The organism is Sphaerisporangium sp. NPDC005288, from assembly GCF_040607475.1.
GTDB lineage: Bacteria > Actinomycetota > Actinomycetes > Streptosporangiales > Streptosporangiaceae > Sphaerisporangium > Sphaerisporangium rhizosphaerae.
The window spans coordinates 25,951-49,909 of record NZ_JBEXGT010000053.1 but is presented as its reverse complement, the minus strand read 5'-3'; the positions used below and the strand labels follow the sequence as shown (position 1 = coordinate 49,909).

At 72.7% G+C, this 23,959-nt stretch carries 22 protein-coding genes and 1 pseudogene; 15 read left to right on the top strand and 8 right to left on the bottom strand.

Annotated features, from left to right (window positions below):
- Nucleotides 1-40 precede the first annotated feature (40 nt).
- Nucleotides 41-1,885 carry a serine hydrolase domain-containing protein gene (locus ABZU32_RS35305; protein WP_354929524.1) on the top strand — a complete coding sequence of 615 codons (1,845 nt, stop codon included), beginning with the start codon at nucleotides 41-43 and terminating at the stop codon, nucleotides 1,883-1,885.
- A 172-nt stretch (nucleotides 1,886-2,057) separates the two neighbouring features.
- Here ABZU32_RS35305 and ABZU32_RS35300 read toward each other — a convergent pair whose 3' ends face one another.
- From ABZU32_RS35300 to ABZU32_RS35290, 3 genes are all read right to left on the bottom strand, one after another.
- Entirely contained in the window at nucleotides 2,058-3,044 is a 987-nt protein-coding gene (locus tag ABZU32_RS35300; protein WP_354929521.1) for an NAD-dependent epimerase/dehydratase family protein, read from the bottom strand.
- A 355-nt stretch (nucleotides 3,045-3,399) separates the two neighbouring features.
- Entirely contained in the window at nucleotides 3,400-3,873 is a 474-nt protein-coding gene (locus ABZU32_RS35295; protein ID WP_354929518.1) for a hypothetical protein, read from the bottom strand.
- 302 nt (nucleotides 3,874-4,175) lie between these two features.
- Nucleotides 4,176-4,538, bottom strand: coding sequence for a nuclear transport factor 2 family protein (locus ABZU32_RS35290; protein WP_354929515.1), 363 nt, complete (start codon nucleotides 4,536-4,538; stop codon nucleotides 4,176-4,178).
- Nucleotides 4,539-4,888: 350 nt separating this feature from the next.
- Here ABZU32_RS35290 and ABZU32_RS35285 point away from each other — a divergent pair.
- Both ABZU32_RS35285 and ABZU32_RS35280 read left to right on the top strand, forming a co-directional pair.
- Nucleotides 4,889-5,104 (top strand): annotated as a pseudogene (locus tag ABZU32_RS35285) (IS256 family transposase); the annotation flags it as partial.
- A 34-nt stretch (nucleotides 5,105-5,138) separates the two neighbouring features.
- On the top strand, nucleotides 5,139-5,540 hold the full coding sequence (locus ABZU32_RS35280; protein ID WP_354929512.1) for an NUDIX domain-containing protein: 402 nt from the start codon (nucleotides 5,139-5,141) through the stop codon (nucleotides 5,538-5,540).
- 54 nt (nucleotides 5,541-5,594) lie between these two features.
- Here the strand turns inward: ABZU32_RS35280 and ABZU32_RS35275 are convergent, their stop codons facing one another.
- A complete protein-coding gene (locus ABZU32_RS35275; RefSeq protein WP_354929509.1) occupies nucleotides 5,595-6,353 on the bottom strand; it encodes an SDR family NAD(P)-dependent oxidoreductase in 759 nt (252 codons plus the stop codon).
- Between the two features lie 62 nt (nucleotides 6,354-6,415).
- On the opposite strand from ABZU32_RS35275, the gene ABZU32_RS35270 reads away from it, so the two are divergent.
- From ABZU32_RS35270 to ABZU32_RS35230, 9 genes are all read left to right on the top strand, one after another.
- Nucleotides 6,416-6,892 carry a MarR family transcriptional regulator gene (locus tag ABZU32_RS35270; protein ID WP_354843040.1) on the top strand — a complete coding sequence of 159 codons (477 nt, stop codon included), beginning with the start codon at nucleotides 6,416-6,418 and terminating at the stop codon, nucleotides 6,890-6,892.
- 228 nt (nucleotides 6,893-7,120) lie between these two features.
- Nucleotides 7,121-7,681 (top strand): hypothetical protein, encoded by a 561-nt coding sequence (locus ABZU32_RS35265; protein WP_354929507.1) that lies wholly within the window; start codon nucleotides 7,121-7,123, stop codon nucleotides 7,679-7,681.
- Nucleotides 7,674-8,696, top strand: coding sequence for a hypothetical protein (locus ABZU32_RS35260; protein WP_354929504.1), 1,023 nt, complete (start codon nucleotides 7,674-7,676; stop codon nucleotides 8,694-8,696). Before ABZU32_RS35265 ends, ABZU32_RS35260 begins: the two co-directional genes overlap by 8 nt.
- 297 nt (nucleotides 8,697-8,993) lie before the next feature.
- Nucleotides 8,994-10,232 carry an MFS transporter gene (locus ABZU32_RS35255; RefSeq protein ID WP_354929501.1) on the top strand — a complete coding sequence of 413 codons (1,239 nt, stop codon included), beginning with the start codon at nucleotides 8,994-8,996 and terminating at the stop codon, nucleotides 10,230-10,232.
- A 243-nt stretch (nucleotides 10,233-10,475) separates the two neighbouring features.
- Nucleotides 10,476-10,619 (top strand): hypothetical protein, encoded by a 144-nt coding sequence (locus tag ABZU32_RS35250; RefSeq protein WP_354843022.1) that lies wholly within the window; start codon nucleotides 10,476-10,478, stop codon nucleotides 10,617-10,619.
- A gap of 97 nt (nucleotides 10,620-10,716) precedes the next feature.
- Nucleotides 10,717-11,826 carry a ThiF family adenylyltransferase gene (locus ABZU32_RS35245; protein WP_354843019.1) on the top strand — a complete coding sequence of 370 codons (1,110 nt, stop codon included), beginning with the start codon at nucleotides 10,717-10,719 and terminating at the stop codon, nucleotides 11,824-11,826.
- Nucleotides 11,814-13,052, top strand: coding sequence for a hypothetical protein (locus tag ABZU32_RS35240; RefSeq protein ID WP_354929498.1), 1,239 nt, complete (start codon nucleotides 11,814-11,816; stop codon nucleotides 13,050-13,052). The genes ABZU32_RS35245 and ABZU32_RS35240 overlap by 13 nt, the downstream gene beginning before the upstream one ends.
- Nucleotides 13,053-13,430: 378 nt before the next feature.
- Nucleotides 13,431-14,597, top strand: coding sequence for a molybdopterin-dependent oxidoreductase (locus tag ABZU32_RS35235; protein ID WP_354929495.1), 1,167 nt, complete (start codon nucleotides 13,431-13,433; stop codon nucleotides 14,595-14,597).
- Nucleotides 14,594-15,157 carry a hypothetical protein gene (locus tag ABZU32_RS35230; protein ID WP_354929492.1) on the top strand — a complete coding sequence of 188 codons (564 nt, stop codon included), beginning with the start codon at nucleotides 14,594-14,596 and terminating at the stop codon, nucleotides 15,155-15,157. The genes ABZU32_RS35235 and ABZU32_RS35230 overlap by 4 nt, the downstream gene beginning before the upstream one ends.
- A gap of 105 nt (nucleotides 15,158-15,262) precedes the next feature.
- Here ABZU32_RS35230 and ABZU32_RS35225 read toward each other — a convergent pair whose 3' ends face one another.
- Both ABZU32_RS35225 and ABZU32_RS35220 read right to left on the bottom strand, forming a co-directional pair.
- Nucleotides 15,263-15,994 carry a TIGR04282 family arsenosugar biosynthesis glycosyltransferase gene (locus tag ABZU32_RS35225; RefSeq protein WP_354929489.1) on the bottom strand — a complete coding sequence of 244 codons (732 nt, stop codon included), beginning with the start codon at nucleotides 15,992-15,994 and terminating at the stop codon, nucleotides 15,263-15,265.
- On the bottom strand, nucleotides 15,991-16,647 hold the full coding sequence (locus tag ABZU32_RS35220; protein ID WP_354929486.1) for a glycosyltransferase family 2 protein: 657 nt from the start codon (nucleotides 16,645-16,647) through the stop codon (nucleotides 15,991-15,993). The genes ABZU32_RS35225 and ABZU32_RS35220 overlap by 4 nt, the downstream gene beginning before the upstream one ends.
- Before the next feature lie 298 nt (nucleotides 16,648-16,945).
- On the opposite strand from ABZU32_RS35220, the gene ABZU32_RS35215 reads away from it, so the two are divergent.
- Entirely contained in the window at nucleotides 16,946-18,196 is a 1,251-nt protein-coding gene (locus ABZU32_RS35215; RefSeq protein WP_354929483.1) for an anhydro-N-acetylmuramic acid kinase, read from the top strand.
- Here the strand turns inward: ABZU32_RS35215 and ABZU32_RS35210 are convergent.
- Complete coding sequence (locus ABZU32_RS35210; RefSeq protein WP_354929480.1) at nucleotides 18,167-19,393, bottom strand: MFS transporter; 1,227 nt, start codon at nucleotides 19,391-19,393, stop codon at nucleotides 18,167-18,169. The genes ABZU32_RS35215 and ABZU32_RS35210 overlap by 30 nt on opposite strands.
- Nucleotides 19,394-19,635: 242 nt before the next feature.
- Between ABZU32_RS35210 and ABZU32_RS35205 the strand changes: the two genes are divergently transcribed.
- Together ABZU32_RS35205 and ABZU32_RS35200 are read left to right on the top strand one after the other, a co-directional pair.
- On the top strand, nucleotides 19,636-20,241 hold the full coding sequence (locus ABZU32_RS35205) for a TetR/AcrR family transcriptional regulator (RefSeq protein ID WP_354929477.1): 606 nt from the start codon (nucleotides 19,636-19,638) through the stop codon (nucleotides 20,239-20,241).
- Nucleotides 20,242-20,463: 222 nt separating this feature from the next.
- Nucleotides 20,464-21,573 (top strand): aldo/keto reductase, encoded by a 1,110-nt coding sequence (locus tag ABZU32_RS35200; RefSeq protein WP_354929474.1) that lies wholly within the window; start codon nucleotides 20,464-20,466, stop codon nucleotides 21,571-21,573.
- Nucleotides 21,574-21,592: 19 nt separating this feature from the next.
- Here the strand turns inward: ABZU32_RS35200 and ABZU32_RS35195 are convergent, their stop codons facing one another.
- The gene (locus ABZU32_RS35195; RefSeq protein ID WP_354929471.1) at nucleotides 21,593-23,659 is read right to left on the bottom strand and encodes a beta-galactosidase; all 2,067 of its coding nucleotides are present in this window, start codon (nucleotides 23,657-23,659) and stop codon (nucleotides 21,593-21,595) included.
- Nucleotides 23,660-23,959 lie beyond the last annotated feature (300 nt).

The following is a 23,959-nucleotide window of genomic DNA, read 5'->3' as shown; positions in this document are numbered from 1 at the left end:
CCGCATCGTGGATGGCCTCGACAAGGTCAGGAGCCGTCCCGTGTATGTCTTCCGTTCGCTGCTCGTCGCGGTGTGCGCGGCGCTGGTGTTCCTCGTGCCGCGTCCCGCCGTGGCAGCCATCGACATTCCGGAGGAACGTGCTCTGGCAGATTTCTTCGACGCCGCGATGACGGACGGGCTGACGGCCGGCCACGTGCCGGGCGCGGTCGTCTCGGTGGTGGGCGGTGGGAAGATGCTCTTCAGCAAGGGGTACGGACTGGCCGACGTCGAGAACCGCAGGCCCTTTGACCCGGGCACCTCAATGGTCCGGATCGCCTCGATCACCAAGCTGTTCACCTGGACCGCGGTGATGCAGCAGGTTGAACAGGGCAAGCTGGACCTGAAGTCGGACGTGAACCGCTACCTCACCGCGTTCCGTATCCCCGCGACCTACCCCCGGCCGATCACGCTGCAGGACCTGATGGACCACACGGCCGGGTTCGAGGACCGCACGATCGGCGTGGGGGCGCGGAGCGAGGACGACGTGCCGCCCTTGGGGAACTATCTCGCCGGCAACATGCCCGCGCGGGTGCGCCCGCCCGGCGAGGTGTCGGCGTACTCGAACTATGGGGCGGCGCTGGCCGGATACATCGTGTCGCGGGTGAGCGGGCAGCCGTATGACCAGTACGTGCGCGACCACATCCTCGACCCGCTCGCGATGCGGCACAGCACGGCCGCCGAGCCCGTCCCCGCCCCCTTGGCCACTGATCTGGCGCGCAGCTACGACTACGAGGGCGGGGCGTATCGGCGCAAGCCGTTCGTCTTCGACAACCTCGCCCCCGACGGGTCGATCAGTGCCACCGCTAACGACATGGCCCACTTCATGATCGCCCACCTGCGGGACGGACGCTTCGGCGACCAGCGCATCCTCGACGGGCCGACGGCCCGGCTCATGCATCGGCGGACGTTCGCGGCCGATCCGCGCATCGACGGGTACGCCCACGGGTTCAAGGAGCAGACGTTCAACGGGCATCGCGTGATCATGCACGACGGCGGCTGGGAGGGCTTCCAGAGCGCGTTGCTGCTGGTGCCCGACGCCGACCTCGGCCTGTTCGTGTCCACGAACGGTCTGGGCGGGGCCGACGCCTTCACCAAGATCATTCCTGCCTTCTTCGACCGCTTCCTGCCCGGAAAGCGCGCCGTGCCCGACGGCGGTGCTTCCGTCATGCCTGTTGAAGGCTTCTACAAGCTCACTCGGTCCGCCGAGTCCAGCATCGAGAAGGTGGTCGCCCTGACCGATTCCACCTCGCTGCGGGTGGAGGGCGGGAAGCTCAGCTTCAGGGGCTCGACGTGGAGCCCGCTGGGACCCGGGCTGTATCAGCAGAACGGCGGCACTCAGCGGCTGGCGCTGGTGACCGGGGGGAGCGGTGTCGCGTACGTGGCCACGGACGGCCCCGCCTACCAACGCGTCCCCTGGTGGGATACCCCGCCGGTCAATGTCGTCATCGTCCTGCTGTTCGCCGTCACCGCCCTGACCGCCGTGCTCGGCCTGCCGGTGGCCGCTGTGGTCCGCCGGGTCAAGAAGTGTCCCGTTCCGCGTGTCTGGCGCGCCGGGCGTGTCCTGACCGGGCTCGCCGCCGCGGTCGGACTGGTGTTCGTGGTGCTGTTCACGCTGGTCCTGACCGGCGACACGAGCATCCTGTACGGCGTGCCGACCAACGTCCAGGTCCTCCTGGTGCTGCCGCTGCTGGTCCTCGCACTCACCGCCGCCGCGATCGCCGCCACCGTGAGGTCCTGGCGGCGCGCGGGCGTCCTGGCCCGCGGCCACCAGGTGGTCGTGCTGGCGGGACTGCTCGCCCTCCTCTGGTTCTGCCGGCACTGGAACTTGCTCGGCTGGCACCTGTGATCACTCGACCGCCTGGCTCAGCAGGCTCCGGTAGGAGATCTCTCGCACGGTCCTGGCCGATCCGGCAGTAGATCGCAGCTGCCTGCATGAGTCACATGGATGCACGCTCGTCGGGACCGGCGCGCGGTTACCCGGCGGGCGGCGTCATGACCAGGTTGGGGGTAGTGACTGATCAGGCGAGGGGGGCGTTGGCGAATTCCTTCATGCCCTCGGTGAAGGGTATGGCGGCCTGGAAGCCGAGCTTCTCGGCGGCTCGGTCGGGGGAGGCCACGATGTGCCGGACGTCGCCGAGTCGGTGGTCGCCGGTGACGACCGGCTCGGGGCCGCCCCGAGCGGCGGCGAGCGCGGTGGCCATCTCGCCGATTGTGTGGGGCTCGCCGCTGGCGACGTTGTACGTCGTCACCGATCCCGGCGTGCCACCGGCCAGGGCGGCGAGGTTCGCCCGGGCGACGTCCCGGACATGCACGAAGTCGCGCCGTTGCCGGCCGTCCTCGAACACCTTCGGCGCGCGTCCAGCCTCGAGGGCGGAGCGGAAGATCGCCGCGACGCCGGAGTAGGGGGTGTCCCTGGGCATCCGCGGCCCGTACACGTTGTGGTAGCGCAGGGCGACCGCCGTGCCGCCGGTCTCGCGGGCCCAGTTGGCTGCCAGGTGCTCCTGGGCGAGCTTGGTGGTGGCGTAGGCGTTGCGCGGGTCGAGCGGGGCGTCCTCGCTGATCGTCGCGGAGGTCACCGGGGAGTCGCACCCAGGGCAGCGCGGTTCGAACAGCCCTCGGGCCAGGTCGCCGGCGAGGCGCGGGCCCGGTCGCACCCGCCCGTGCCGCGGGCAGTCGTAGGCGCCCTCTCCGTAGACGACCATCGAGGAGGCCAGCACCAGGCGGCGCACGTCATGCCTGGCCATGGCCGCCAGCAGGACGGCGGTGCCGTAGGCGTTGACCGAGGTGTAGTCGGGCAGGTCGGCGACGTCCACGCCGAGCCCGACCTTGGCCGCCTGGTGGACCACCGCCTCCACCCCGGGGAGCAGGCGGTCGAGGACGGCGTCGTCGCGCACGTCCTGCCCGCTCCGCAGGTCGAGACCCGCCACGTCGTGCCCGGACTCCGCCAGCGCCTCGACGACATGACTTCCGATGAACCCGGCCGAACCGGTCACGAGTACCCTCACCCGGCCGAGCGTAGGCCGAAGCCCGCCTGCTGCGGCGTCGGCGATCCTAAGCTGTTCGCACACCGTAAGAAGTCCTGTCCGACGCCGGGACACCGTGGCGGCCCGCTTCGGATTCCCAATGGCGGTCGGGCTCAGCCGGCCGGTGGCGGTGCGGGCCCGTCGGCATGGGGAGCCGGGTGGACCGTGTGGCGGTGCGGGCCCGGCGGCACAGGGAGCCGGGTGGATCGTGTGGCCGGTGGCGGTGCGGGCCCGGTGTCACGGGGAGCGGGGCAGTCCGGCGCGGCCGGTGGTGGTGAGCGGTCGGCGGCACGGGAGCCGGGCGGGTCGCGCCTCTAATGTTGATCGGTGATCGGTCTCAGGTGCGCCGGTCGCGGTCCAGGTGGTGGAGGGTGGCCGCGGCCACGGCGCCGTAAGCGAGGTGGGGGAGCAGGTCGCTGAGCCAGTCGGTGCTCTTCCAGGTGCGCGGGTCGGACACGCGCAGAGCGGCCAGGGACACGTCCGTCGCCGCCATGGCCGACACCCCCATCAGGACCGCGGTGAACGACGGGTGCGTCCGTACGCCGAGGTGGCGCAGCAGGCCGAACGCCGCGCCGACGCCGACCCCCGTCACGATGCCTGACAGGGCGCCCAGTCCGCTGACCCGGTTGTCCCGGGTCTCCCCCTCACCGGGGACGGCGAGTGTGGTGTGCTCGGCAACCGTCTCCACGAGCTTGTCCGGTGCGTCGCTCGTCGGTCGGCCGCGCACCGACATGTCGAGGTAGGTGGCGGCGTTCAGCGCTGTCGTTCCGGCGGCGCCGGCGGCCGCGCCGGCCAGGATGCCCAGAGCCATACGCGGCCCGTACCCCCCTCCTCGGCGAGGAAACGACCGGCCGCTGGGCCGGGCGGGCCGGGGCAGGGGGCGCCGGCCACTGGGTGGGACGATGCATCGGCGCGACCCGAACCCCCAGGGGGGAGCCGCATGGTCACGGTCATGCCGAGGGCGCGGGGCCCGGCCGGGGACGGTGCCGGTACGGATCCCGGGGGGCCGAACTGGATGGTCACGGTCGTGCCGGTGCCGGTGCCGGTGCCGGTGCCGGTGCCGGTGTCGGTGTCGGGGGAAGGCCGCGGTCCGGAGTCCGTGTGGCGGGGTGCTCAGGTCGGGGGCGGGGCGTGTGTGCCCCATCCTGAGACGACGAGGTCGCCGTCCAGGACGAGGACTTCGCAGGACCGTCGCCCGTCCTGGTGGCGGAAGTTGATGACGACGCAGTCGACGCCGGCGTAGACCCCGAGCAGGTCGAAGTGCAGCCCGGGGTTGCGCCGCAAGCCCTCCGCCCAGTACGCCCGCAGCGCCGCGCTGCCGCGGATGACGCCGTGCGAACCCTCGACGAGCCGGGCCGCCAAGGGGGAGCGGAACACCACGTCGTCGGCGTAGCGCGTCATGATGCGGTCGAGGTCGTGGGAGTTCCAGTCGGCCACCCAGGCGTCGGCGAACGCCTGCGCGCGATCGAGGTCCATGGCGCGATTCAAACACGGTGACTGTGGTGCCGGCATTCGCCCGGTCGGCCGGGGTGCCGAGGGCGCCAGGGAATGGCTGGTGTGCTGTCCAGGAACGTTCGCCGGGGTCGGGCGCCGTAGTCGGCGCCGGCATCGCCGTACTGCGACTCGCCGACCCGGCGCCGATTACATCCAGCACATACCGGGGTGAGAGCTGCGCTGGGTGGGGGTGTTGGGTGTGGAGCTGCGCTGGGTGTGGAGGTGTGCTGGGTGGGGGTGTTGGTGTGGAGCTGTGCGGGGTGAAGGCGTCCGGGGTGGCGGAGTTGCGGCCGGTGGAGGTGTTGGGGGCGGGGGGCCGCGCGTGGTGGGTTGTCGAATCGACCTTCGCCACGGTCCGGCATCGGATCAAGGTCACCAAAGGGCCGGGTTCCCGCGCTGCCGGGCTGGCCATGGCCCGCAAGCTGATCGAATCCGCCCAAGCCCGCCGGCGCGCGGTCAACGCACCCCACCTGGACGCCCTCGCCCGCGCCGGAGCGGTCTTCACCAATGGGAAACTCCTCGAACGCCCCGACGACCTGGCCGCCTGACCCACCCCTCTGCCCCCGACCACAGGAGCACACGGTGAACAACACCATCGACAAGATCGCCTGGATCCACCTGGACAACGGCAAGATCCTCAGCACCCGGTCACGAGGCAAGAACGCCTACTACGTCCCCGGCGGCAAACGCGAACCCGGCGAAACCGACCTCGACACCCTCATTCGCGAGATCGACGAGGAACTCTCCATCGCCATCATCCCCGCCACCGCCACCCACGTGGGCACCTACCACGCCCAAGCACACGGCCACGCCGAGGGCATCACCGTCCAGATGACCTGCTACACCGCCGACCATCACGGGATTCCGACGCCCAGCAGCGAGATCGAAGAAATCACCTGGCTGAGCTACGCCGACCGCGGCCGCGTGTCCCCGGTCGACCAGATCATCTTCGATCACCTACACCAGACCGGACGACTTCACTGACTCGGCGACACCCAAACCGATCCACAGGTATTGACTACTGCTCGAGGTGTGGGGTCAGCGGGTCAGTTGTCGGCCGCCGGCTATGGAGAGGGTTTCGCCGTTGATGTGGCCGTTGGCGGCTGAGCCCAGGTAGGCGACGGCGCTGGCGACGTCCTCGGGGGTGCAGATGCGTCCTGTTGGTGTTCTCGCCCCCTCGGCGTCGACGGCCTGCCGTCCCATGCCGGGCCAGTTCAGCGCCCGGTCGGTCAGGGTGAAGCCGGGCCGGACGACGTTGGTGAGGACGCCGTGCCGTGCCTCGCGGGCGGCGAGCACCTTCGCGGCCGTCTCGATCGCCCCCTTGACCGCGGGATAGGTCACGGCCGCCGGCATCGGCTGCTCGACCACGTCGGAGGAGATCAGCACCAGCCGTCCCCACCCGGTATCACGCATGCGGGGAAGGACGGCGTCGACCAGGGCCATCGTCCCGGTCACGTTCGCGATCAGGCCCTCGCTGAGGATGTCCCAGGTGTCGGGCGCCATCGGCGGCCAGGCGACGGCGTTCGCCACCAGGATCGCGATGTCGCCGAGTTCGCGTTCGACCTGGTCGGTCACCGCCCGGGCGGAGTCGCGGTCGCGCTGGTCGATGCGCACCGCGATCGCCTTCCCGCCCGCCTGGGTGATCGACTCGACCACGGCGCGCGCGTTCTCCTCGTTGCCGTGCCAGCCCGCGGCGACCAGAGCGCCCTCCTGCGCGTACGTCGCGGCGATCGCGGCGCCGATTGCGCCGGACGCCCCGGTGACCAGCACGACGCGACCGTTGAGCCCGAGATCCATGGCTGCTCCCTAATAGATAGTCGGCTATCTATTAGCCGACTATACATCGATAGGATGGGGGCATGGATAGCAGTGAGGTCATGCGCGTCAACCGGGCGCTGAACAAGATGAGCAAGCTCTACCGCGCCGCGAAGGCGCGCAAGCTGGCGGCGCTCGGGCTGCACCCGGGGCAGGACGTGCTGCTGTGGCTGCTGGTCCAGGAACGTGACGGCATGACGATCTCCGAACTGGCGGCACGGCTCGGCATCGAGCCGCCGACCGCCACTCGCAGCCTGGCCCGCCTGGAGTCGGGCGGGTGGTTCCGTCGTGAGCCGGTACCCACCGATCGCCGCCAGGTGCGCATCGTGGTCACCGAGGCCGGCCACGAGCTGGTGCCCGCCATCGAACGCGTGTGGACGGAGCTGGCCGAGCAGACGCTGGGGGAGGCGAGCGGCGAGCAGCGCGAGATCGTGCTGAGCGCGATCGAGGACGCCAACGACCGGCTGCGCGGCCTCGTCGGGGGCGAGGATCAGGCCCAGGCCGTCCTGGCCGACGAGTAAGCCCCCACTCCCTGGAGATCATATTCGAACCTGTGTACGAGTCTGTGGAAACTGTGGACAACTCTCGTACGGCAGGACGGCAGGACGGCAGGACGGCAGGACCACAGGACGGCAGGCCGAGAGAAGACGGAACGGCCGGCGGCCGCAGCGACGGGGGCGGCGGCCGCCGGGACCACCGGGTCAGGGTGTGACGACGGCGAGTTGCCTGGAACATTCCGTCGTAGTGCCATGCCGGCCGCTGCCGTCGCCATCGGGGCCGCCCTGATGGTGGCGCCCTCCGCCACTCCGGCGGTGGCCGGCACCTGCGCCGCCTCGACCACCTGTCCGACCACCGTGACGTTCACGGTGACGGCGCCGGACTCGCTGACCATCACGGTGCCGGACGGCCCGGTCCCCATCGGCGGCAACACCCCGGGCAACCCGGTCACCGGGCAGCTCGGCCTGATCACGGTCTCCGACCAGCGGGCCTCGTTGACGGCCACCTGGACCGCGACCGTCTCGGCCACCGCCTTCACCACCGGAGGCGGCACCGCCGCCGAGACCATCCCCACCACCTCCGTCCAATATTGGTCGGGGCTCGCCACCGCCACCACCGGCACCGGAACGTTCGTCCCCGGCCAGGCGAGCGCCGCGGCGGCGGTGACGCTGGACCAGCCGCGCACCGCGTTCAGCAAGACCACCGGCTCGGGCAGCAACTCCGCCACCTGGAACCCCACCGTGATCGTCAACATCCCCGCCCAGGCCGTGGCCGGCACCTACACGGGCACGGTGAGCCACCTCGTTGCCTGATCAGCTGTCCCGGCGCGCCCGCGCGTCGCTGCTCATGCTCATCTTCGCGGCCTGCGCGCCGATCGCCGCGCACGCCGGCACCACGACCGCCGATCCACCCGCCCCGGGCGGGCGGATCGGCATCGGGGTGGCCGAGATCCCGGCCAGCCGGCTGGACGACCCGCGTGCGCGGGTCTACATCGACGACCACGTCAACCCCGGAACCACCTTCACAAGGGCCCTGAAGGTCTTCAACTTCTCGGCGAAGACCTGGCACATCACGCTGCACGCCGGCGGCGCGGCCATCAGGAACCATCGCTTCACCTTCGCGTCGCCCCCGGCGGGCAATGAGCTGACCTCCTGGATCCGCCTGAACCGGACCAAGCTCGACCTGCGTCCTGGCGCCGGCGCGCTGGTGAGGGCGACCATCGCCGTGCCGGCCTGGGCGAGCGAGGGAGAGCGGTACGCCGTGATCTGGGCGAGGGTCGCCTCGCCCAAACCCGGACCGGGGACCAACATCGCCCTGGTCAACCTGGTTGGCGTCCGCGCCTACCTGCACGTGGGCCCGGGCGGCGAACCGGCCACGGACTTCGAGATCGGCCAGGTGCACCCCCGCCTCGGGGCGGACGGCGACTACCGGGTCGTGGCGACCGTGACCAATACCGGACATCGTGCCATCGATGTGCAGGGCCGGCTGTACCTGTTGGAGGGCCCCGGCCGACTGAAGGAGGCCGGTCCGTATCCCATCGCCCGGGGCACGACCCTGGCCCCCGGCGAGGAGGCGGAGGTCACCGTGCCGCTCGGTCGCGGCGTGCCCGACGGACGGTGGAAGTACCGGCTCACCGTGCAGAGCGGCCGGGTCAGCCGGACCGCGACCGGCACGCTGACCCTGTCGCGCGGGCCGGCCGCCCCCCACCGGGCGCTCGCGCTGCTTCCCCTGCTGCTCGCCGGCCTGGGCTGCGCCGCGCTGACCCTGCTCGCGGCCATCGTGCACCGCCGCGTGCGCGAACGCGTGTCCGGCCGCCAGGCCGGGTGATGGCCGGGTGACGGCCGCGTGATGGCCGTCTGACGACCCACGCGATGGCCGTCTGAGGCCGGTTCCCGCGACCGAGGCGATCGGTGTCCGGCGACCGGTACCGCGGTCGTGGCCTAGGCCCGGCGACGGCGCCGCCTGGCATGGCCGGAACGCGGAAAGGTGCGCGAGAATGAGGCGAGCCGCCGGAGAAAGCCGAAACAACCTCCCTTGCGGGTTCTGACTCATCGAGGTTGATTTCGTGGCATGCGCACTCGTGTGGGGAAAGTAAATCGTCCTGCTCGTCCCGTAGATGGTTCTGTGACGAGAAATCGGGAGTTCCGTCTGCTGTGGCTGAGCTTCACCATGTCGGTGGCGGCCGACCAGATCTTCCCGGTCACGGTGACCATCGTGGCCCTCAACGCCGGGGGCACCGCCTCGACCGTCGGCGCGATCTTCACCGGCCGGTGGGTCGCGCTGATCGTGTTCTCCCTCCTGGGCGGGCTGTGGGCGGACCGGCTGCCGCGCCGGACGGTCATGATGGCCTCGCTGGCCTTCCAGTGCTGCGTGGTCGCGGTGGGCCTGCACGGCGGCGGCCCCCCGTGGCTGCTGGCGTCCCTGGTCTTCCTCGTCGGGGCGGCGGAGGCGTTCCACCGGCCCGCCTACCAGGCATGCCTGTCGTCGGTGCTCACCCCCGCGCAGCGCCCGGCGGCGGCGGCGCTGATGGCGGTCTCCTGGCGGCTCGGCGCCATCGTCGGACCCGGCCTCGGCGCGTACATCGTGACCGCCTGGTCTCCCGGCATCGGGTTTCTCGCCGTGATGACGGCCTACCTGCTCGCCCTGCTCCTCCAGATTCCGCTGCGCGAACCGGCCGTCGCGCCGGCGCGGCGGTCCTCGGCCGTCCGGGAGATCGCCGACGGCCTGTCGGAGGTGTCACGACGGCCGTGGGTGCTGGGAGGCACCCTCGCCATGGCGTTCCAGCACATGCTCGCCATCGCTCCGGCGCAGGTCATGCTGCCCCTGGTCTCCCGCGAGGCCTTCGGCGGCGACGCCGTCTACGGAGCCGCCCTCGCCCTGCTGTCGGTCGGCGGCCTGGTGGGCGGGCTGATCAGCATGAGGTGGAGACCGAGCCGGCCCGGGGTGGCCGCGATCTGCGGGGTCGCCATGTACGGCGCCGTGCCGCTCGCGCTGACCTGGCCGGCGTCGCCGCTGCTGCTGTACGCGTGCTACATCGCCGCCGGTGTGGGGCTGGAGATCTACGGCGTGCAGTGGGCGGTGAACCTCCAGCGGGAGATCCCGCCGGAACGCCTGGCCAGGGTGACCTCCGTCGACTGGCTGGTCTCCTCGATGATGACGCCCCTCGGCCTCATGGTGACCGGCCCGGCGAGCGCGGCGGTCGGCCGGTCGACGCTGCTGGGGCTGAGCGCGCTGGCCGCGTTCGCCGTGCCGCTCGCCACCCTCTTCCTGCGCGGAATGCCGCGCTTCAACAGCGACCTGCCCCCGGCCGGCGCGGAGCGCATTTCCGCGGAGGCGGCGCCCGCCCCGCTCGGAACGCCCTGACTTTCCCGGCGGCGCCCGCGTTCTCAGAACCCGTGACGTTTTCCGAATTACGCCGGGACCGGAATGCGGCCGGAATTCGTGCCGGCCCGCCATATTGCGAAACCTCGACAAGAAAGGATCTATCGCTCCGATTGCCGGCGATCTATTCTGAGGGGCGGTCGGACGGCCGTCGATCAGGTCAAAGAGTCAGCAAGTCAGCAAGTCGGCGAGTCAGCCGAGCGTGTCGACGAGAAGAGGCAACTCGTGAGCGACATCAGAGACTTCGACGAGAACCACGAGAACAAGGCCGCAGAGGACCCCTGCTCCACCGACGCCGTGAAGATCGAGATCCGCAGGCTGGACCGCCTCGAGACCACCGAACGCCTCAGCAACCCCTCCGGGTCCTGACCGGCCCCTACCGGCGGAGCCGCGACCGGGCCTCGCACGCGCCCGACCGCGGCTCCGCGCCCCCCTTGGCGTCCACGCCTTCACCGGGGAGGCCGCGTTGCGGTTGCCGAGAGTGAAGCCCGAGCACGCGCCCTACCGTCTCGGCGGCGGCCTGGTCCGCATCGGCGGCGACGTCTACGGGCTGGCCCACGAGATCAAGGACCCGAACGGCTGGGTGTGGACCGCCCTCGAGGCGATGAACGGCACGCGGACCTGCGCCGATGTCACCGCCCTGCTCCTGGCCGGCTTCCCCGGGCTGACCCGGCGCGACGCGGAGTCGATCGTCGCCCAGTTGCTCGGTTCCGGCCACATCGAGGACGCGGGAACGGCGGAGGCGCCCGAACTGACTCCGCGCGAGCGCGACCGGTACGGCCGCGGTCAGGCGTTCTTCCGCTGGGCGGATCTCACCCCGCGGGAGCACGGCTGGGACGCCCAGCTCCGGCTGCGCCGCTCGCGCGTCCTGGTGATCGGCGTCGGCGGCGTGGGTGCCTGCGCGGCGCAGGCCCTCGCGGCCTCCGGGGCGGGGGTGCTGCGCCTGGTCGACGACGACCGGGTCGAGTTGGCCAATCTCAACCGCCAGCTCCTGTTCACCGAGGCCGACATCGGCCGTCCCAAGGTGGAGGCCGCCGTCGAGCGGCTGAGCAGGCTGAACTCCGACATCGAGGTGTCGGGCGCCGTCCTGCGCGTCCGGAGCGAGCAGGATCTCGCGGCCCTGCTGCCGGGGTTCGACGTGCTGGCCATGTGCGCCGACGAGCCCAAAGGAGAGGACGGCATCCGCGTGTGGGCCGGCCGGGCCTGTTTCGCCGCGGGGATCCCCTGGGTGGGCGGCGGCTACAGCGGCCCGCTGGTGACCACGGGCGTCTTCGCCCCCGGCCGCGGAGCCTGCTACGAGTGCATGCAGCGCATCGAGGACCGCAGGCGCGCGGGCCCCGGTCACGGCCCGCCAGGGGCCGCGGGCCGTCCCGTCCACCTCGGCGGTCCCGGCGTGATCGCCACCTCGGCCGGGATGTGCGGCCACATGGTCGCCCATGGGGTCATCCGGCTCATCACCGAGGTCCCGCCGGTCACGGCCTGCTACATCCAAGGCACCAACCTCGTCGCCCCGGAGCAGCCGATCTTCGGCGAGTTCCCGCACGGCGAGCCGGGGTGCGCCGTATGCACGCGGTGACGGGAGCCTCCCGCGTACGGCTCCACCGGCTCAGAACGCGTCGCGACGGTTCCGGCTGGATCATCGGGCGGGTCGAGACCGGCACGTTCGCCTCCTTCCCCGACATCGGCCGGACGGTGATCGACCTGCTGGCCGAGGGCCGGACGGTGGACGAGGTCGCGGCGCGGGTCACCGCCGAGACCGGGACGAGAGTCGACGTGGCCGACTTCTGCGCGGCGCTGACCGACCTGGGGTTCGTGGCGGGCATGGACGGCCGGCCGGTCGCGGACACCGGGCGGCGAAGGCCCTCGCTCCCCTGGCTGAAGCCGCGCCACGTCCGGTGGACGCTGAGTCCGGCCGTCCACGCCGGGGTGGGGTTGGTGGTCCTGTGCGGGCTGGTGGTCCTGGCCGTCCGCCCGGAGGTCATGCCGAGTCCCGGCATCATGGCCTGGAGCCGGTTCGGCACCGTCTCGCTGCTCACCCAGGTCGCCATCACCTGGGGGCTGGTGCTGCTGCACGAGCTCGCCCATCTCGGCACGGCCCGGGCGGCCGGGGTGCCCGGGCGGATCACCCTCGGCTCGCGCCTGCAGTTCCTCGTCGTGCAGACCGACGTGTCGGGGGTCTGGGGCGAGGACAGGCGCGTCCGGATGAGCGCCTACCTCGCCGGCATGGCGCTGGACGCGGCCGTCATGGCGGCCGGGCTGACGGTGCTCGCCGTCTGGCCGGGCAAGGGCGGCCCGCACACCATTGTCGCCATCGTCGTCCTGACCCAGATCGACGCGCTGAGCTTCCAGTTCCTGGTGTTCATGCGGACCGACCTCTACTTCGTCGCCCAGGACCTCGCCGGGTGCCGCAACCTGTACGGCGACGGCGTGGCGTACGGGCGGTTCCTGATCGGCCGCCTGGCGAGAAGGGGTGGGGCGAACCCGCTCGCGGGCTTCCCGCGACGCGAGCGCGTCGCGGTGCGCCTCTACACGGTGCTGCTGGTGGTGGGCACGGCGGCCTGCCTGACCGTGGTCGCGACGCTCATGCTCCCCGCGCTCGCCGCCATCGCGGGGCCCGCGATCGGCACGCTGGTCAACGGCGGCGAGGCGCCGGCCGTCGTGGACGCGGTGGCGGTGGTGGCGGTGCTGGCCGGCGTCCAGGGCCTGTGGGCCTGGACGTGGTGGCGCCGGCACGGGCCGAAGGTCCGCCGATGGTGCGCGGCCGCCGCGGCGGCCCTGACGCCCATCCGGCGGCACGGCTGACTCTCTGCCGGGCCGATTCCTTTCGCGGGCACAGCGTGCTCCGTATCTCCCCTTGGCGACATGATTCCATCCTCCAGTGAATCGACCTCTCGATCGCCGGCGCGAGCGTATTCAGAAGCCGTTATCCCACGACCGGCCCGCCATTTCGGCCGTTGCCTCCCGAGAGGCCGCTTCATGTCCGTGCCGGCGCCGAAGTCCAGGTCAGCGGCTCACAGGCTGGTCAAGGCCCCGATCGCGTCACAGGTTCGTAAGAATCGGTGAATGCCTTCCGCTGTAAGGTCGCAGAAGTGATCGAACAGTGCGGCGCGCGCGGCCGGCCGGTGGAAATGGCCGACGCCGGAATGCGGGCGCGCGAGAACACCGGAGCGAGGCGGGACGATGGTTCGCCGTAGTGACGGGAAAAGCCTGGAGCGCCGGGCGGAGGAATTCGCGCGCGGCGTGTCCGGGCGCTTCAGCAGCGGGCTGCACTCCGAGCGGACGGCCGCTCAGCTCGGCGTGTGGCTCGGCCTGAGCTTCACGGTGGCCTTCGTCACCGGGCTGGTGAGCCACTTCATGCAGCATCCGCCGGCCTGGCTGCTGTGGCCGTCCCGGCCGGTGAACCTGTACCGGGTCACGCAGGGAGCGCACGTCATCGGCGGGCTGGCGACCATCCCGTTGCTGCTGGCCAAGCTGTGGACGGTCTACCCACGGCTGTTCCAGTGGCCGCCCTTCCGTTCGGCGCCGCAGGCGGTGGAACGCGCGCTGGTGCTCGCGCTGGTGGGCGGATCGCTGTTCCAGCTCGTCACGGGGCTGCTGAACATCTCTTACGCGTACCTGTGGCCGTTCTCCTTCACCGCGGCGCACTACTGGACGGCCTACCTGGTCTACGGCGCGCTGGTCATCCATGTGGTTAACGAGTGGGCCAAGGTCCGCGCCCGGTTCTGGACGCGGGAACCGGTCGGACCAGGCGACATGGCCCGGCGGCGGTTCCTCGCCACGGTGGCGGCGGCCTCGGGCGTCACCGTCCTGGTCACGGTGGGCGAGACCTACCCGCCCCTCGCCCGGTGGGCCGTGCTCGCGCCGCGCGGCCCGCGCATCGGCCCGCAGGGCGTCCCGGTGAACAAGACCGCGGCCGCGGCCGGGGTGAGCGCGGTCGCCGCGGACGCGGGATACCGGCTCACGGTCACCGGGGCGGTGCGCACTCCCCTGTCCCTCACCTACGCCGACCTGCTGCGGTGGCCGCAGCACACCGCCCGGCTGCCGATCTCGTGCGTGGAGGGCTGGAGCGCGGAGGCGGAGTGGGCCGGGATCCGCCTGCGCGACCTGCTCGCCCGGGCGGGTGCGGCCCCGGACGCCGTGGTCACGGTCGAGTCGCTGGAGCGCGGCGGGGCCTACCGGTCCAGCGAGGTGCGCTCGCCGCACTGGGGCGACCCGCTCACCTTGCTGGCCCTGCGCCTCAACGGCGCCCCGCTCGCCCCCGACCACGGCTTCCCCCTGCGTCTCATCGCGCCGAACCGGCCCGGCGTGCTGCAGACCAAGTGGGTCACCGAGGTGGTGGTCACATGAACCGGCCGGACGGCACCTCTCCCGACGCCCGCACCGAACCGGGCGACTCCTCCCTCGCCGCGACGACAGGGCCCGACGGCGCCGTGCACGGGCGGGACGACGCTTCGCGCGCCGGCTCGGGCCGGTGGCGGTGGGCGGGGTACGGCGCCGGCGGCGCGCTGGTCGTCGTCGGGCTGGCGGGTCTCGCGGCGGACGCCCACCACACCGACCCCCTCGGCTGGGCCCTGTGGTTCGGCGGGCTGGTCGCCGCGCACGACGGCGTCCTGGCGCCGCTGGTCGCGGCGGTCGCCGTGCTGACCGGGGCGGTGCGCGAGCCGTACCGGTTCTGGGTGCGCGCCGCGCTGGCCGTGGCCGGCGTGCTCGGCCTGCTCGCGTTGCCGATGGTGCTGGGCATCGGCCGCAGGGCCGACAACCCGTCGCTGCTCCCGCTGGACTACGGGCGCAACCTGCTCCTCGTGCTGGCCGTGGTCGCGGTCGCCGCCGCGGCGGCGATGGCCGCCGCCCGGCTGCGAGCCCGGAGAGCCGGACGGGCGCGGCCCTTCCGGCGGCGGACGCACTGAGAGCGGGCCGTCCCCGGCTCAGTCCATACGGTGGGGACGATCTCGCCCGGTGAAGACGGTGCAGACGGTCTCCGATTCGCGGAGACGGCGGGGACGATGTTCGGTTCAGTGGCCGCGAACCGGACGTCCGTCCCGCACGTCGCGCTGACGAACACTCCGCCGGTCGCGGGACGACCCCGGGGACGCGGCCGGCGCCACCTGGTGGCCGAGGGCTTCGCGCACGGTGGCCAGCGTCGCGGCGAACCGGGTGCCGGGCGCCGACGCCGCGACGTCGCAGGCGTCGGCGAAGGTGTCGACGTCGCGCAGTTCGGGCAGCACGGCCAGGCTCAGCCCGGCCTGGCGCAGGCGCCGTAGCTGGGCCGCTCCGGTGTGGGGCTGCGACATGGGCACGCCGAGCACCAGCGCCGGGTCGGGGCGGCGCAGGCCGAGCAGCCAGAACCCGCCGTCCGCGGCGGGCCCGTACACCGCGTCGTGTGAGGCCAGCGCGGCGCGGGCGGCCTCCAGCAGGGGTGCGGTGAGCTGCGGGGTGTCCATGCCGACCAGGACGGTGGGCATCGCGTGCGGCCGGCCGGCGTCGGTGAAGGCCGCCGCCAGCCGCTCGTCCAGCCCGGCCCCGCGTTGCGGGATGACCGTGAACCCACGGGGCAGCCAGGGGCCCGGCATCCCCTGCAGGGCGAGCACCCGGCGCGGCGTCCGGGTCGCCGCCACCGTGCGCAGGGTGTCCTCCAGGGCGGCGGCCGCGAGCCGGGCGGCCTGCTCGGCCGTGCACGGCGGGCAGAGCCGGGTCTTGACCCGGCCCGGCAGCGGTTCCTTGGCGATGACCAGGACCTGGGTCACGCGTTCTCCCGCATGACCCGCCGCATGTCGCCGATGGCGCGCACCGTCCCGCGCACCGTGCCCGTCACCTTGGAGCGTCCCGCGCGCGGGAGGTAGTCCACCTCGGCCTCGGCGATCCGCCAGCCGGCCGCGGCGGCGCGCAGCACCATCTCCAGCGGGTAGCCGAACCTGCGGTCGCTCAGCCCCAGGGCGAGCAGCGCGTCGCGGCGGGCCGCGCGCATCGGGCCGAGGTCGTGCACCCCGGCTCCGGTGCGGCGGCGCAGGCGGCGAGCCAGCAGGGCGTTGGCGGCCCGCGCGTGCGGCGGCCAGGCCCCGGCCGAGCGGGTGATCCGCCGGCCGAGCACCAGGTCGGCGTCCCCGGCCGCTACCGGCTCGGTGACGCGCGGCAGTTGCCGCGGATCGAGGGAGGCGTCGGCGTCCATGAAGGCGACGATGTCGCCGGTCGCGGCCAGCAGCCCGGCATGGCAGGCGGCGCCGAACCCGCGCCGCGGCTCGACGACCACCTGTGCCCCGAACCCGGCGGCGACCTTCACCGAGCCGTCCGTCGAGCCGTTGTCCACCACGATGGGCCGGCAGCCGGCCGGCATGCGCTCCAGCACCCAGGGGAGGGCGGCCTCCTCGTCCAGGCACGGCAGCACCACGTCGATCTCCATGGGCCGACGCTAAGGCAGGCGCGGCCCGGAGATTCTTACGGTGTGGTGACGTCGCCCCAAAATAACCGCTGGTCACGCCGCGCCGGTGCGAGTGGCGGCTGGATCGGGCCGACCGGCGGCCCGGGTCGGGTCAGGCGTTGCGGGTACTACCGTCAGGGAAGGGGGGCGTTCAGGGGAAGGGCGCGTTCGGCCGGAACAGGGGCGGGCCCGCCGCCGTTCTCCGGCCTCGCGCCGCCGCCGTCGCTCCAGCCTCGCGCGGGGCGGTGGCCGGCCCGACATCGTACTCGGAGGGGGCGCCGTGAGGGTTCTGGGCATGATCTCCGGCACCTCCCACGACGGCATCGACGTGGCGCTGGTCGACTTCGACCCGGCCTACGACGGCGGCACGCTCAGCGGAGTCGTCGAGCTCACCGCCGCCACGCCCTACCCGGACCGGCTGCGCGCCCGGCTGATGAACGCGCTGCCCCCGGCGGCGACCACCCTGGCCGAGGTGTGCGCGCTGGACACCCTCATCGGCCAGAGCTTCGCCGGGGCCGCCGCCGAGGCGATCGGACGGGCAGGGCCGGTCGACCTGGTCGTCTCCCACGGGCAGACCGTGTTCCACTGGGTCGAGGGCGCGCACGCTCTCGGCACCCTGCAGATCGGCCAGCCCGCGTGGATCGCCGAGCGCACGGGCACGCCCGTCCTTTCCGACCTGCGCTCCCGCGACGTCGCGGCCGGCGGGCAGGGCGCCCCGCTCGTGTGCCTGCTCGACGTCCTGCTGCTGGCCGGGCATCGCGGCACGGCCGCCGCGCTCAACCTGGGCGGCATCGCGAACCTGACGGTGGTGCGCGGCCCCGGCGACGTCGCCGCCTACGACATCGGCCCGGCGAACGCGCTGATCGACGCGGTCGTGGTGAACCGGGGGCTGAACGAGCGCGGCTTCGACGAGGACGGGCGCGTCGCCGCCTCCGGCACGGTCGACGAAGGCCTTCTCGCGGTCCTGCTCGACCACCCGTACTACCGGCTGCCCCTCCCCAAGAGCACCGGCAAGGAACTGTTCCACCTGGGCCACGTCGAAGAGGCGATGGCCAGGGCGGGCGCCCGGCCGGGTTCGGCCGACCTCGTGGCGACCCTCACCGAGCTCACCGTCCGCACGGTCGTCCGGGAGGTGGCCGCGAGCGGCGCCGGCCTGCTCGTCGTCTCGGGCGGCGGTTGCCGCAACCCCGTGCTCATGGACGGCCTGCGCCGCGCGCTCCCCGGCGTGACCGTCCGGCTGAGCGACGCCTACGGCGCCCCCGCCGACGGCAAGGAGGCGATCGCCTTCGCCCTCATCGGCTGGCACACCGCGCACGGCCTGCCGGGATCGGTCCCCGCGGGCACCGGAGCGCGCGCCGCCCGCGTCCTGGGCACCGTCACCCCGGGCGCGGCGCCGCTCGTCCTCCCGTCCCCGGCCCGCGAGGCGCCGCGCGCCCTCACCCTGACCCCGCGGCGCCACGGGCCCGAGGCCGGTACCCGGGGCACCGGCCGGCACGGGGGCTCAGTCGGCGGCCGGCACGGGCCGGGGTGACTTCCGGACGCTGAGCAGCAGCAACGAGCCGACCGAGACGACCACCCCGACGGCGATGACCGGCACCAGGGCCGGGTACCCGAACCCGGTGGCCACCAGGCCGAACAACGGGGGGCCGAGCAGCGATCCGAGGCTGCCCGCCTGGGCGATCACGCCGTTGCCGACGTCGGCGTGGTCCAGACGCTCCAGCGTGAGAGGGAGTGCCGCGATGGCGAGCGCGCCCAGCAGCCCGTTCAGCACCGAGACGCCTCCCGCGCCGGCCAGCGCGCCGGCCGGCGAACTGCCGCCGCCGTAGATGAGCCAGGCGGCCGGTACCACCAGTAGCCCGGTCAGCGCCAGGACGCCGACAGGCGTGCCCCGGCGCAGCAGCACGCCCACCGCCAGCCCGCCGGCCACCCCGAGCATCGAGATCACCGAGGTCATGGCGCCGGCGGCGGCGGCCGAGCGCCCGTACTGCTGGATCAGCAGCGTCGGCAGGAGCACGACAACCGGCATGGTCACCAGCACGATCAGGCAGAAGGCTCCCGCCAGGGCGACCGGTCGCGCCAGCGCCCTCGCCCCGGGGACGGGCCCGGACGCCGCGCGCCGCTCCGCCCCGCGCGGCAGGCGCAGCCAGACGGCGGGTGCGGCGAGGAGGGTCAGCCCGGCGATCAGCCCGATCCAGCCGCGCCAGCCAAGAGCGGAGCCGATCGCGCCTCCGGCCAGTGTGCTCACCCCGATGCCCACCGGGACGAACGTCGCCCAGATGGACAGGACGACGCCGCGGTCCCGCTCGTGGGCCAGCCGCAGGATCAGTGCCGGGCAGGCGACGGTGACCAGGATGTACCCGATGCCTTCGACGCCCCGGGCGGCCAGCAACCAGGCGAAGTCGCCCGCCGCCACGTTCGCCGCGCCCGCCACCGCGACCAGCGCCAGGCCGCCGACCAGCGACCTCTCGGCGCCCAGGCGGCGGACCAGGTATCCGGCGGGCAGGCCGGCGACGGCCCCCACGCCCACGACGGCCGAGATCACCCAGCCGAGCTGCGGCAGTGACAGCCCGAGCTGGGCCGCCACCGCCGGCCCGACCGAGGCGAACTTGCCCAGGCTCATCGCCGTGACCACCCCGGCGAGGTAGACGACGGCGATCGTCGCCCATCGCGTGCGTCCTTCGGAATCCTCGGGTCGCCGTGATCGGTCCGTCGTTGGCCGGGGGTTCATGAGGGTTCTCCTTCGCGCGACATCGCGACGGCCGGACGCGCCATGTCGCGACGGCCGGCGGGCTTACCGGACGGTTTTCCGACTGCGGAAGGACGCCGCGCGCCCGGCACATTCCCCTCCGATCGGACGCCGCCGCACCCTCCCCGGTCCGATCATCACCGCCCGGGCGGCGCCGCGCCATACCTGCGGACGCCTCGTGACCGGATAAAATGGACCGGAACATCCAGTCCGGGAGAGGTGTCATGCCTGCGCTGACCCGCAAGGGCGCCGCGACGCGGGAGCGGATACTCCAGGGCGCGGCCGCGCAGATCCGCGAGCACGGGGTGGTCGCGACCACCCTCGACGACGTGCTCGCCAGGACCACGACGAGCAAGAGCCAGCTGTTCCACTACTTCCCGGGCGGCCGGGAGGAGCTGCTGCTGGCCGTGGCCCGCCTCGAGGCCGACCGCGTGCTGGAGGACCAGCAACCCCAGCTGGGTGACCTGTCGTCCTGGCCCGCCTGGTGGCGGTGGCGCGACAGGGTGATCGAGCGCTACCGCGCCCAGGGCACGCTGTGCCCGCTCAACGCCGTCATGTCGCAACTCGGCGGCGTCACGCCCGGGGCCCAGGCCGTGGTCACGGAGCTGATGCGCAGTTGGCAGGCCGAGATCGCCGCCGGCGTGCGCCACATGCAGCAGGCCGGCGAGATCGACCGGGCCCTGGACGCCGACCGTGCGGCGGCGGCCCTGCTCGCGGGCGTCCAGGGGGGCGTCCTGATCCAGATGTCCACCGGTTCGACCGCGCACCTGGAGGCCGCCCTGGACATCGGCATCGCCCACCTCGGCGCCGGCGACCGCGGGCCGGCCTGACGGGTCGCGGGCCCGCCTGACGGAACGTCGCAGGCGCTCCGACCTGCAGTTTTGGACTTGACAGTCCATTTTCGGGTGCGCAAGCTGTGGACCGTATCGGTCCCGCACCGGGAGGCACGCGAGGAATCCCGGCCGCTCGCACGAGCCGGAAAAGGGGCCGGTACCGCGAGCCGGAAACCGCCGGCACCCGCGAGCCCGCACCCGAACGGAGTGACAGCTCTCATGTCCATGAACCACTACTACCTGCTCGGACGCTCCGGGCTCCGCGTCAGCCGGCTGGCACTCGGCACGATGAACTTCGGCACCGCCGGCTTCCACGCCGCCTACGGCAAGACCGAGGAGGAGGCGCGCGCCATCTTCCGCCGCTACCTCGAAGCGGGCGGGAACTTCGTCGACACCGCCGACTTCTACACCGCCGGCCAGAGCGAGACCATCCTCGGCGACCTCATGGCCGAGGCCAAGGTGCGCGACCGGGTCGTGCTCACCACCAAGTTCACCAACAGCGTCGACCCCGGGGACCCGAACGCGGGCGGCAACGGCCGCAAGCACATGATCCGCGCGGTCGAGGCGTCGCTGCGCCGGCTGCGCACCGACTACATCGACCTGTTCCTGCTGCACACCTGGGACCGGATCACCCCCGTCGAAGAGGTGGTGCGGACCTTCGACGACCTCACCAGGGCGGGGAAGATCCGTTACGCGGGCCTGTCGGACGTGCCGGCCTGGTACGCCGCGCGGGCCCAGAGCCACGCGGAGGCCAACTCCCTCGTGCCGATGGTCGGCCTCCAGCTGCCCTACTCGCTCATCGACCGGACGATCGAAGTGGAGCACGTCCCGATGGGGCGCGAGCTCGGACTGGGCCTCACCGCGTGGAGCCCGCTCGGCGGCGGCTTCCTCACCGGCAAGTACCGCCAGGCCGACCAGGGACTGGCCGGGGAGGGCAGGCTGGGCGAGACCGGCTCGTCCGGACGCTCCTACACCGACCAGGAATGGCGGCTCCTGGCGACGCTCGAAGGCGTGGCCGCCAAGCTCGGGGTGACGATGGCCCAGGTGGCGGTCAACTGGGTCGCCACCCAGCCCGGCATCGCCTCGGCGATCGTCGGGGCGAGCAGCGCGGCCCAGCTCGACGCCAACCTCGCCGCGCTCGACTTCGAGCTGCCGGCCGAGCTCCGCGCCGAGCTGGACGAGGCGAGCGCGGTGCCGCCGCGGTCGCTCTACCAGATGTTCACGCCCGCCTACCAGAGCTGGCTGGTCACTCCCGGGGCCAAGGTCGCCGACAAGCCCGCCGAATACGCCCCCGTGGTGCGGAACTGGACGGCCGACGCGACCGCTTGATCCACCAGATGCGCCTCGATCACCCGGCCGGGGCGGACGGGCGCCGGGAAGCGTCCGCGCCGGCCCCCGTCAGCGCGGACGGCCGCCGGCACTGGATCACCGCCACGCCGAGCGGCGCGAGCTCGACGTCGCCGGCGACCGGGGCTCCCGTCAGCAGGTCGGTTCCGGGACGGGGGAGCGGGACGGTGGCGGCGTCGGCGCCGTGGTTGAGCAGGAACAGGTACTCGTGCCGCTCGTCCTCGCGCACCGCGCACTCGACATGGGCCGGGACGTCGCGGAAGCGGCTCTCCACGCCCGCCGCCTCCACCTCCGCGAGCAGCACGCCCGCGAAGGCGTCCTGTTCCAGCAGGGTCGCGACGTAGACCACCCGCCCGGCGCCGTAGGCGTTCGCGACGACCGCGGCCCGGCCCTTGAGCAGCCCGTCGGTGTAGGTCGCCAACGCCGTCCCGGTCTCCAGATAGAGGTCCTCGCGCCACCACGTCGCGGTCGTCGTGCGGCCGTCGGCGAAGCGGACGGCGAACTCCTCGCCGGGACGCGCCGGCCAGTACTCGTCGATCTTGGCGCCGATGAGGTCGCGGAACGCGCCCGGATAGCCGTTCGAGCGCACGCGGTTGGACTCGTCCACGACGCCGGAGAACAAGGACATCACGACGGTGCCGCCGGAGCGGGCGAAGGCGGTGACGGCCTGGACGCCCTGGTCGTCGATGAGGTAGGCGTTGGGCACGACCAGCACCTTGTACGCGCCGAGGTCGCCGCCGGGTGGCACCACGTCGACGGCATGGTGGTGCTCCCACAGGGGCGTGTAGTGGCGCATCACGGTGTCGGCGTAGCCGAAGTCGTTGCGGGGCAGCCCGCCGACCTCCTCAAGGCCCCACCAGCCGTTCCAGTCGAACAGGACGGCGATGTCGGCGCGGGTGGCGGCGCCCGCCACCGGCGCGAGCAGCTTGATCTCGCCGCCGAGACCGGTGACCTCGCGGAAGGTGCGCGAGCCCGGCCCAGAGTGGGGCAGCATCGCCGAGTGGAAGCGTTCCTGCCCGCCCCGGCCAGCGCGCCACTGGAAGAACATCACCGCGTCGGCGCCGCGCGACACCGCCTGGAGCGACCCGAGCCGCATCCGCCCCGGCTCCTTGACCACGTTCAGCCGCCACTGGCTGACCGCGCTCGCGGCCTGCTCCATCAGCACCCAGGGCCGGCCGCCCTTGAGCGAGCGGAACAGGTCGAACTGGAAGGCCGCCGACACGTGCGAGTCGGACCGGGCGGGGTCGGGGTAGATGTCCAGGGCCGCCGCGTCCTCCTCGCGCGCCCACCTCCAGTAGTCGGCGTGCCGGTAGAAGGACATGAAGTTGGTCACGACCGGGATGTCGGCGCGGAAGGAGCGGACGATGTTGCGTTCGGCGATGTAGCACTCGAGCAGCGCGTCTGAGGTGAAGCGCTTGAAGTCGAGGATGCGGCTCGGGTTCATCCAGGCGCGCGGGATGCTCGGGACCTCGATCTGGTCCCAGTCGGTGTAGACCTGCCCCCAGAAGCGGGTGGTCCAGGCGTCGTTGAGCGTGCCGAGGTCGCCGTACCGCTGCCGGAGCCACCGCCGGAAGTTGACCGAGGCCGCCTCGTTGTAGGCCGTGGGGCCGTACTCGTTGCCGATGTGCCACATGGCGAGCGCCGGGTGGAAGGAGTAGCGCCGGGCGAGCTGGGTGGTGATGGCGGCCGCGTGCTCGCGGTAGATCGGTGAGGAGGGGTCGTAGTGCAGGCGGTTCCCGAAGCCGAACGACTCGCCGTCGGCCATGACCGGGAAGACCTCCGGGTGCTCGCGGGTCAGCCAGACGGGCGGCGCGGCGGTGGGGGTGGCGAGGTCGACGCCGATGCCGGCCTGGTGGAGCAGGTCCATGACCTCGTCCATCCAGCCGAACTCGTACTTGCCGGGCTCGGGTTCCAGCGAGGCCCACGCGAAGACGCCGAGCGAGACGAGGTTCACCCCGGCCTCGCGCATGAGCCGGACGTCCTCCCGCCAGACGGAAGGGTCCCACTGCTCGGGGTTGTAGTCGCCGCCGAACGCCAGGCCGCCGACGCGCCGGCTGAAGGCGCGCATGCGGGCGTCGCTCGCCTGAGCGCTCCCGCCGCGGCGACCGCCATGAGGGCGGTGGGATTCTTCCTGCATGCGGGACATGAAAGGCTCCGTGCTGCCGTGGTGGGATCCCGGGAACGGCGATGGGCAGGCCTGACAGGGGGAATGTTCGCCACAACCGCGGTGGACCGCAAGTGAGGCACCGCTTCGCTGCCTGGATGCTAGGCAGGGCCACGTGGAGCGTCAACAACGACCGGACGAACCGGCCGCTCACCGTGTACGGCCGCCGTCGAGGAGCGTCGCTTCCGAAACTTTCGGGGCGCC

Bases quoted from the DNA above. Each gene is read 5' to 3' on its own strand.
- ABZU32_RS35240 (WP_354929498.1), top strand. From the start codon at position 11,814: ATGCACGCGGTGACGGGAGCCTCCCGCGTACGGCTCCACCGGCTCAGA.
- ABZU32_RS35290 (WP_354929515.1), bottom strand. From the start codon at position 4,538: ATGGACCTCGATCGCGCGCAGGCGTTCGCCGACGCCTGGGTGGCCGAC.
- ABZU32_RS35275 (WP_354929509.1), bottom strand. From the start codon at position 6,353: ATGGATCTCGGGCTCAACGGTCGCGTCGTGCTGGTCACCGGGGCGTCC.
- ABZU32_RS35210 (WP_354929480.1), bottom strand. From the start codon at position 19,393: ATGAACCCCCGGCCAACGACGGACCGATCACGGCGACCCGAGGATTCC.
- ABZU32_RS35235 (WP_354929495.1), top strand. From the start codon at position 13,431: ATGGTTCGCCGTAGTGACGGGAAAAGCCTGGAGCGCCGGGCGGAGGAA.
- ABZU32_RS35200 (WP_354929474.1), top strand. From the start codon at position 20,464: ATGTCCATGAACCACTACTACCTGCTCGGACGCTCCGGGCTCCGCGTC.
- ABZU32_RS35265 (WP_354929507.1), top strand. From the start codon at position 7,121: ATGCCGGCCGCTGCCGTCGCCATCGGGGCCGCCCTGATGGTGGCGCCC.
- ABZU32_RS35220 (WP_354929486.1), bottom strand. From the start codon at position 16,647: ATGGAGATCGACGTGGTGCTGCCGTGCCTGGACGAGGAGGCCGCCCTC.
- ABZU32_RS35205 (WP_354929477.1), top strand. From the start codon at position 19,636: ATGCCTGCGCTGACCCGCAAGGGCGCCGCGACGCGGGAGCGGATACTC.
- ABZU32_RS35295 (WP_354929518.1), bottom strand. From the start codon at position 3,873: ATGGCTCTGGGCATCCTGGCCGGCGCGGCCGCCGGCGCCGCCGGAACG.
- ABZU32_RS35230 (WP_354929492.1), top strand. From the start codon at position 14,594: ATGAACCGGCCGGACGGCACCTCTCCCGACGCCCGCACCGAACCGGGC.
- ABZU32_RS35195 (WP_354929471.1), bottom strand. From the start codon at position 23,659: ATGCGCGCCTTCAGCCGGCGCGTCGGCGGCCTGGCGTTCGGCGGCGAC.
- ABZU32_RS35270 (WP_354843040.1), top strand. From the start codon at position 6,416: ATGGATAGCAGTGAGGTCATGCGCGTCAACCGGGCGCTGAACAAGATG.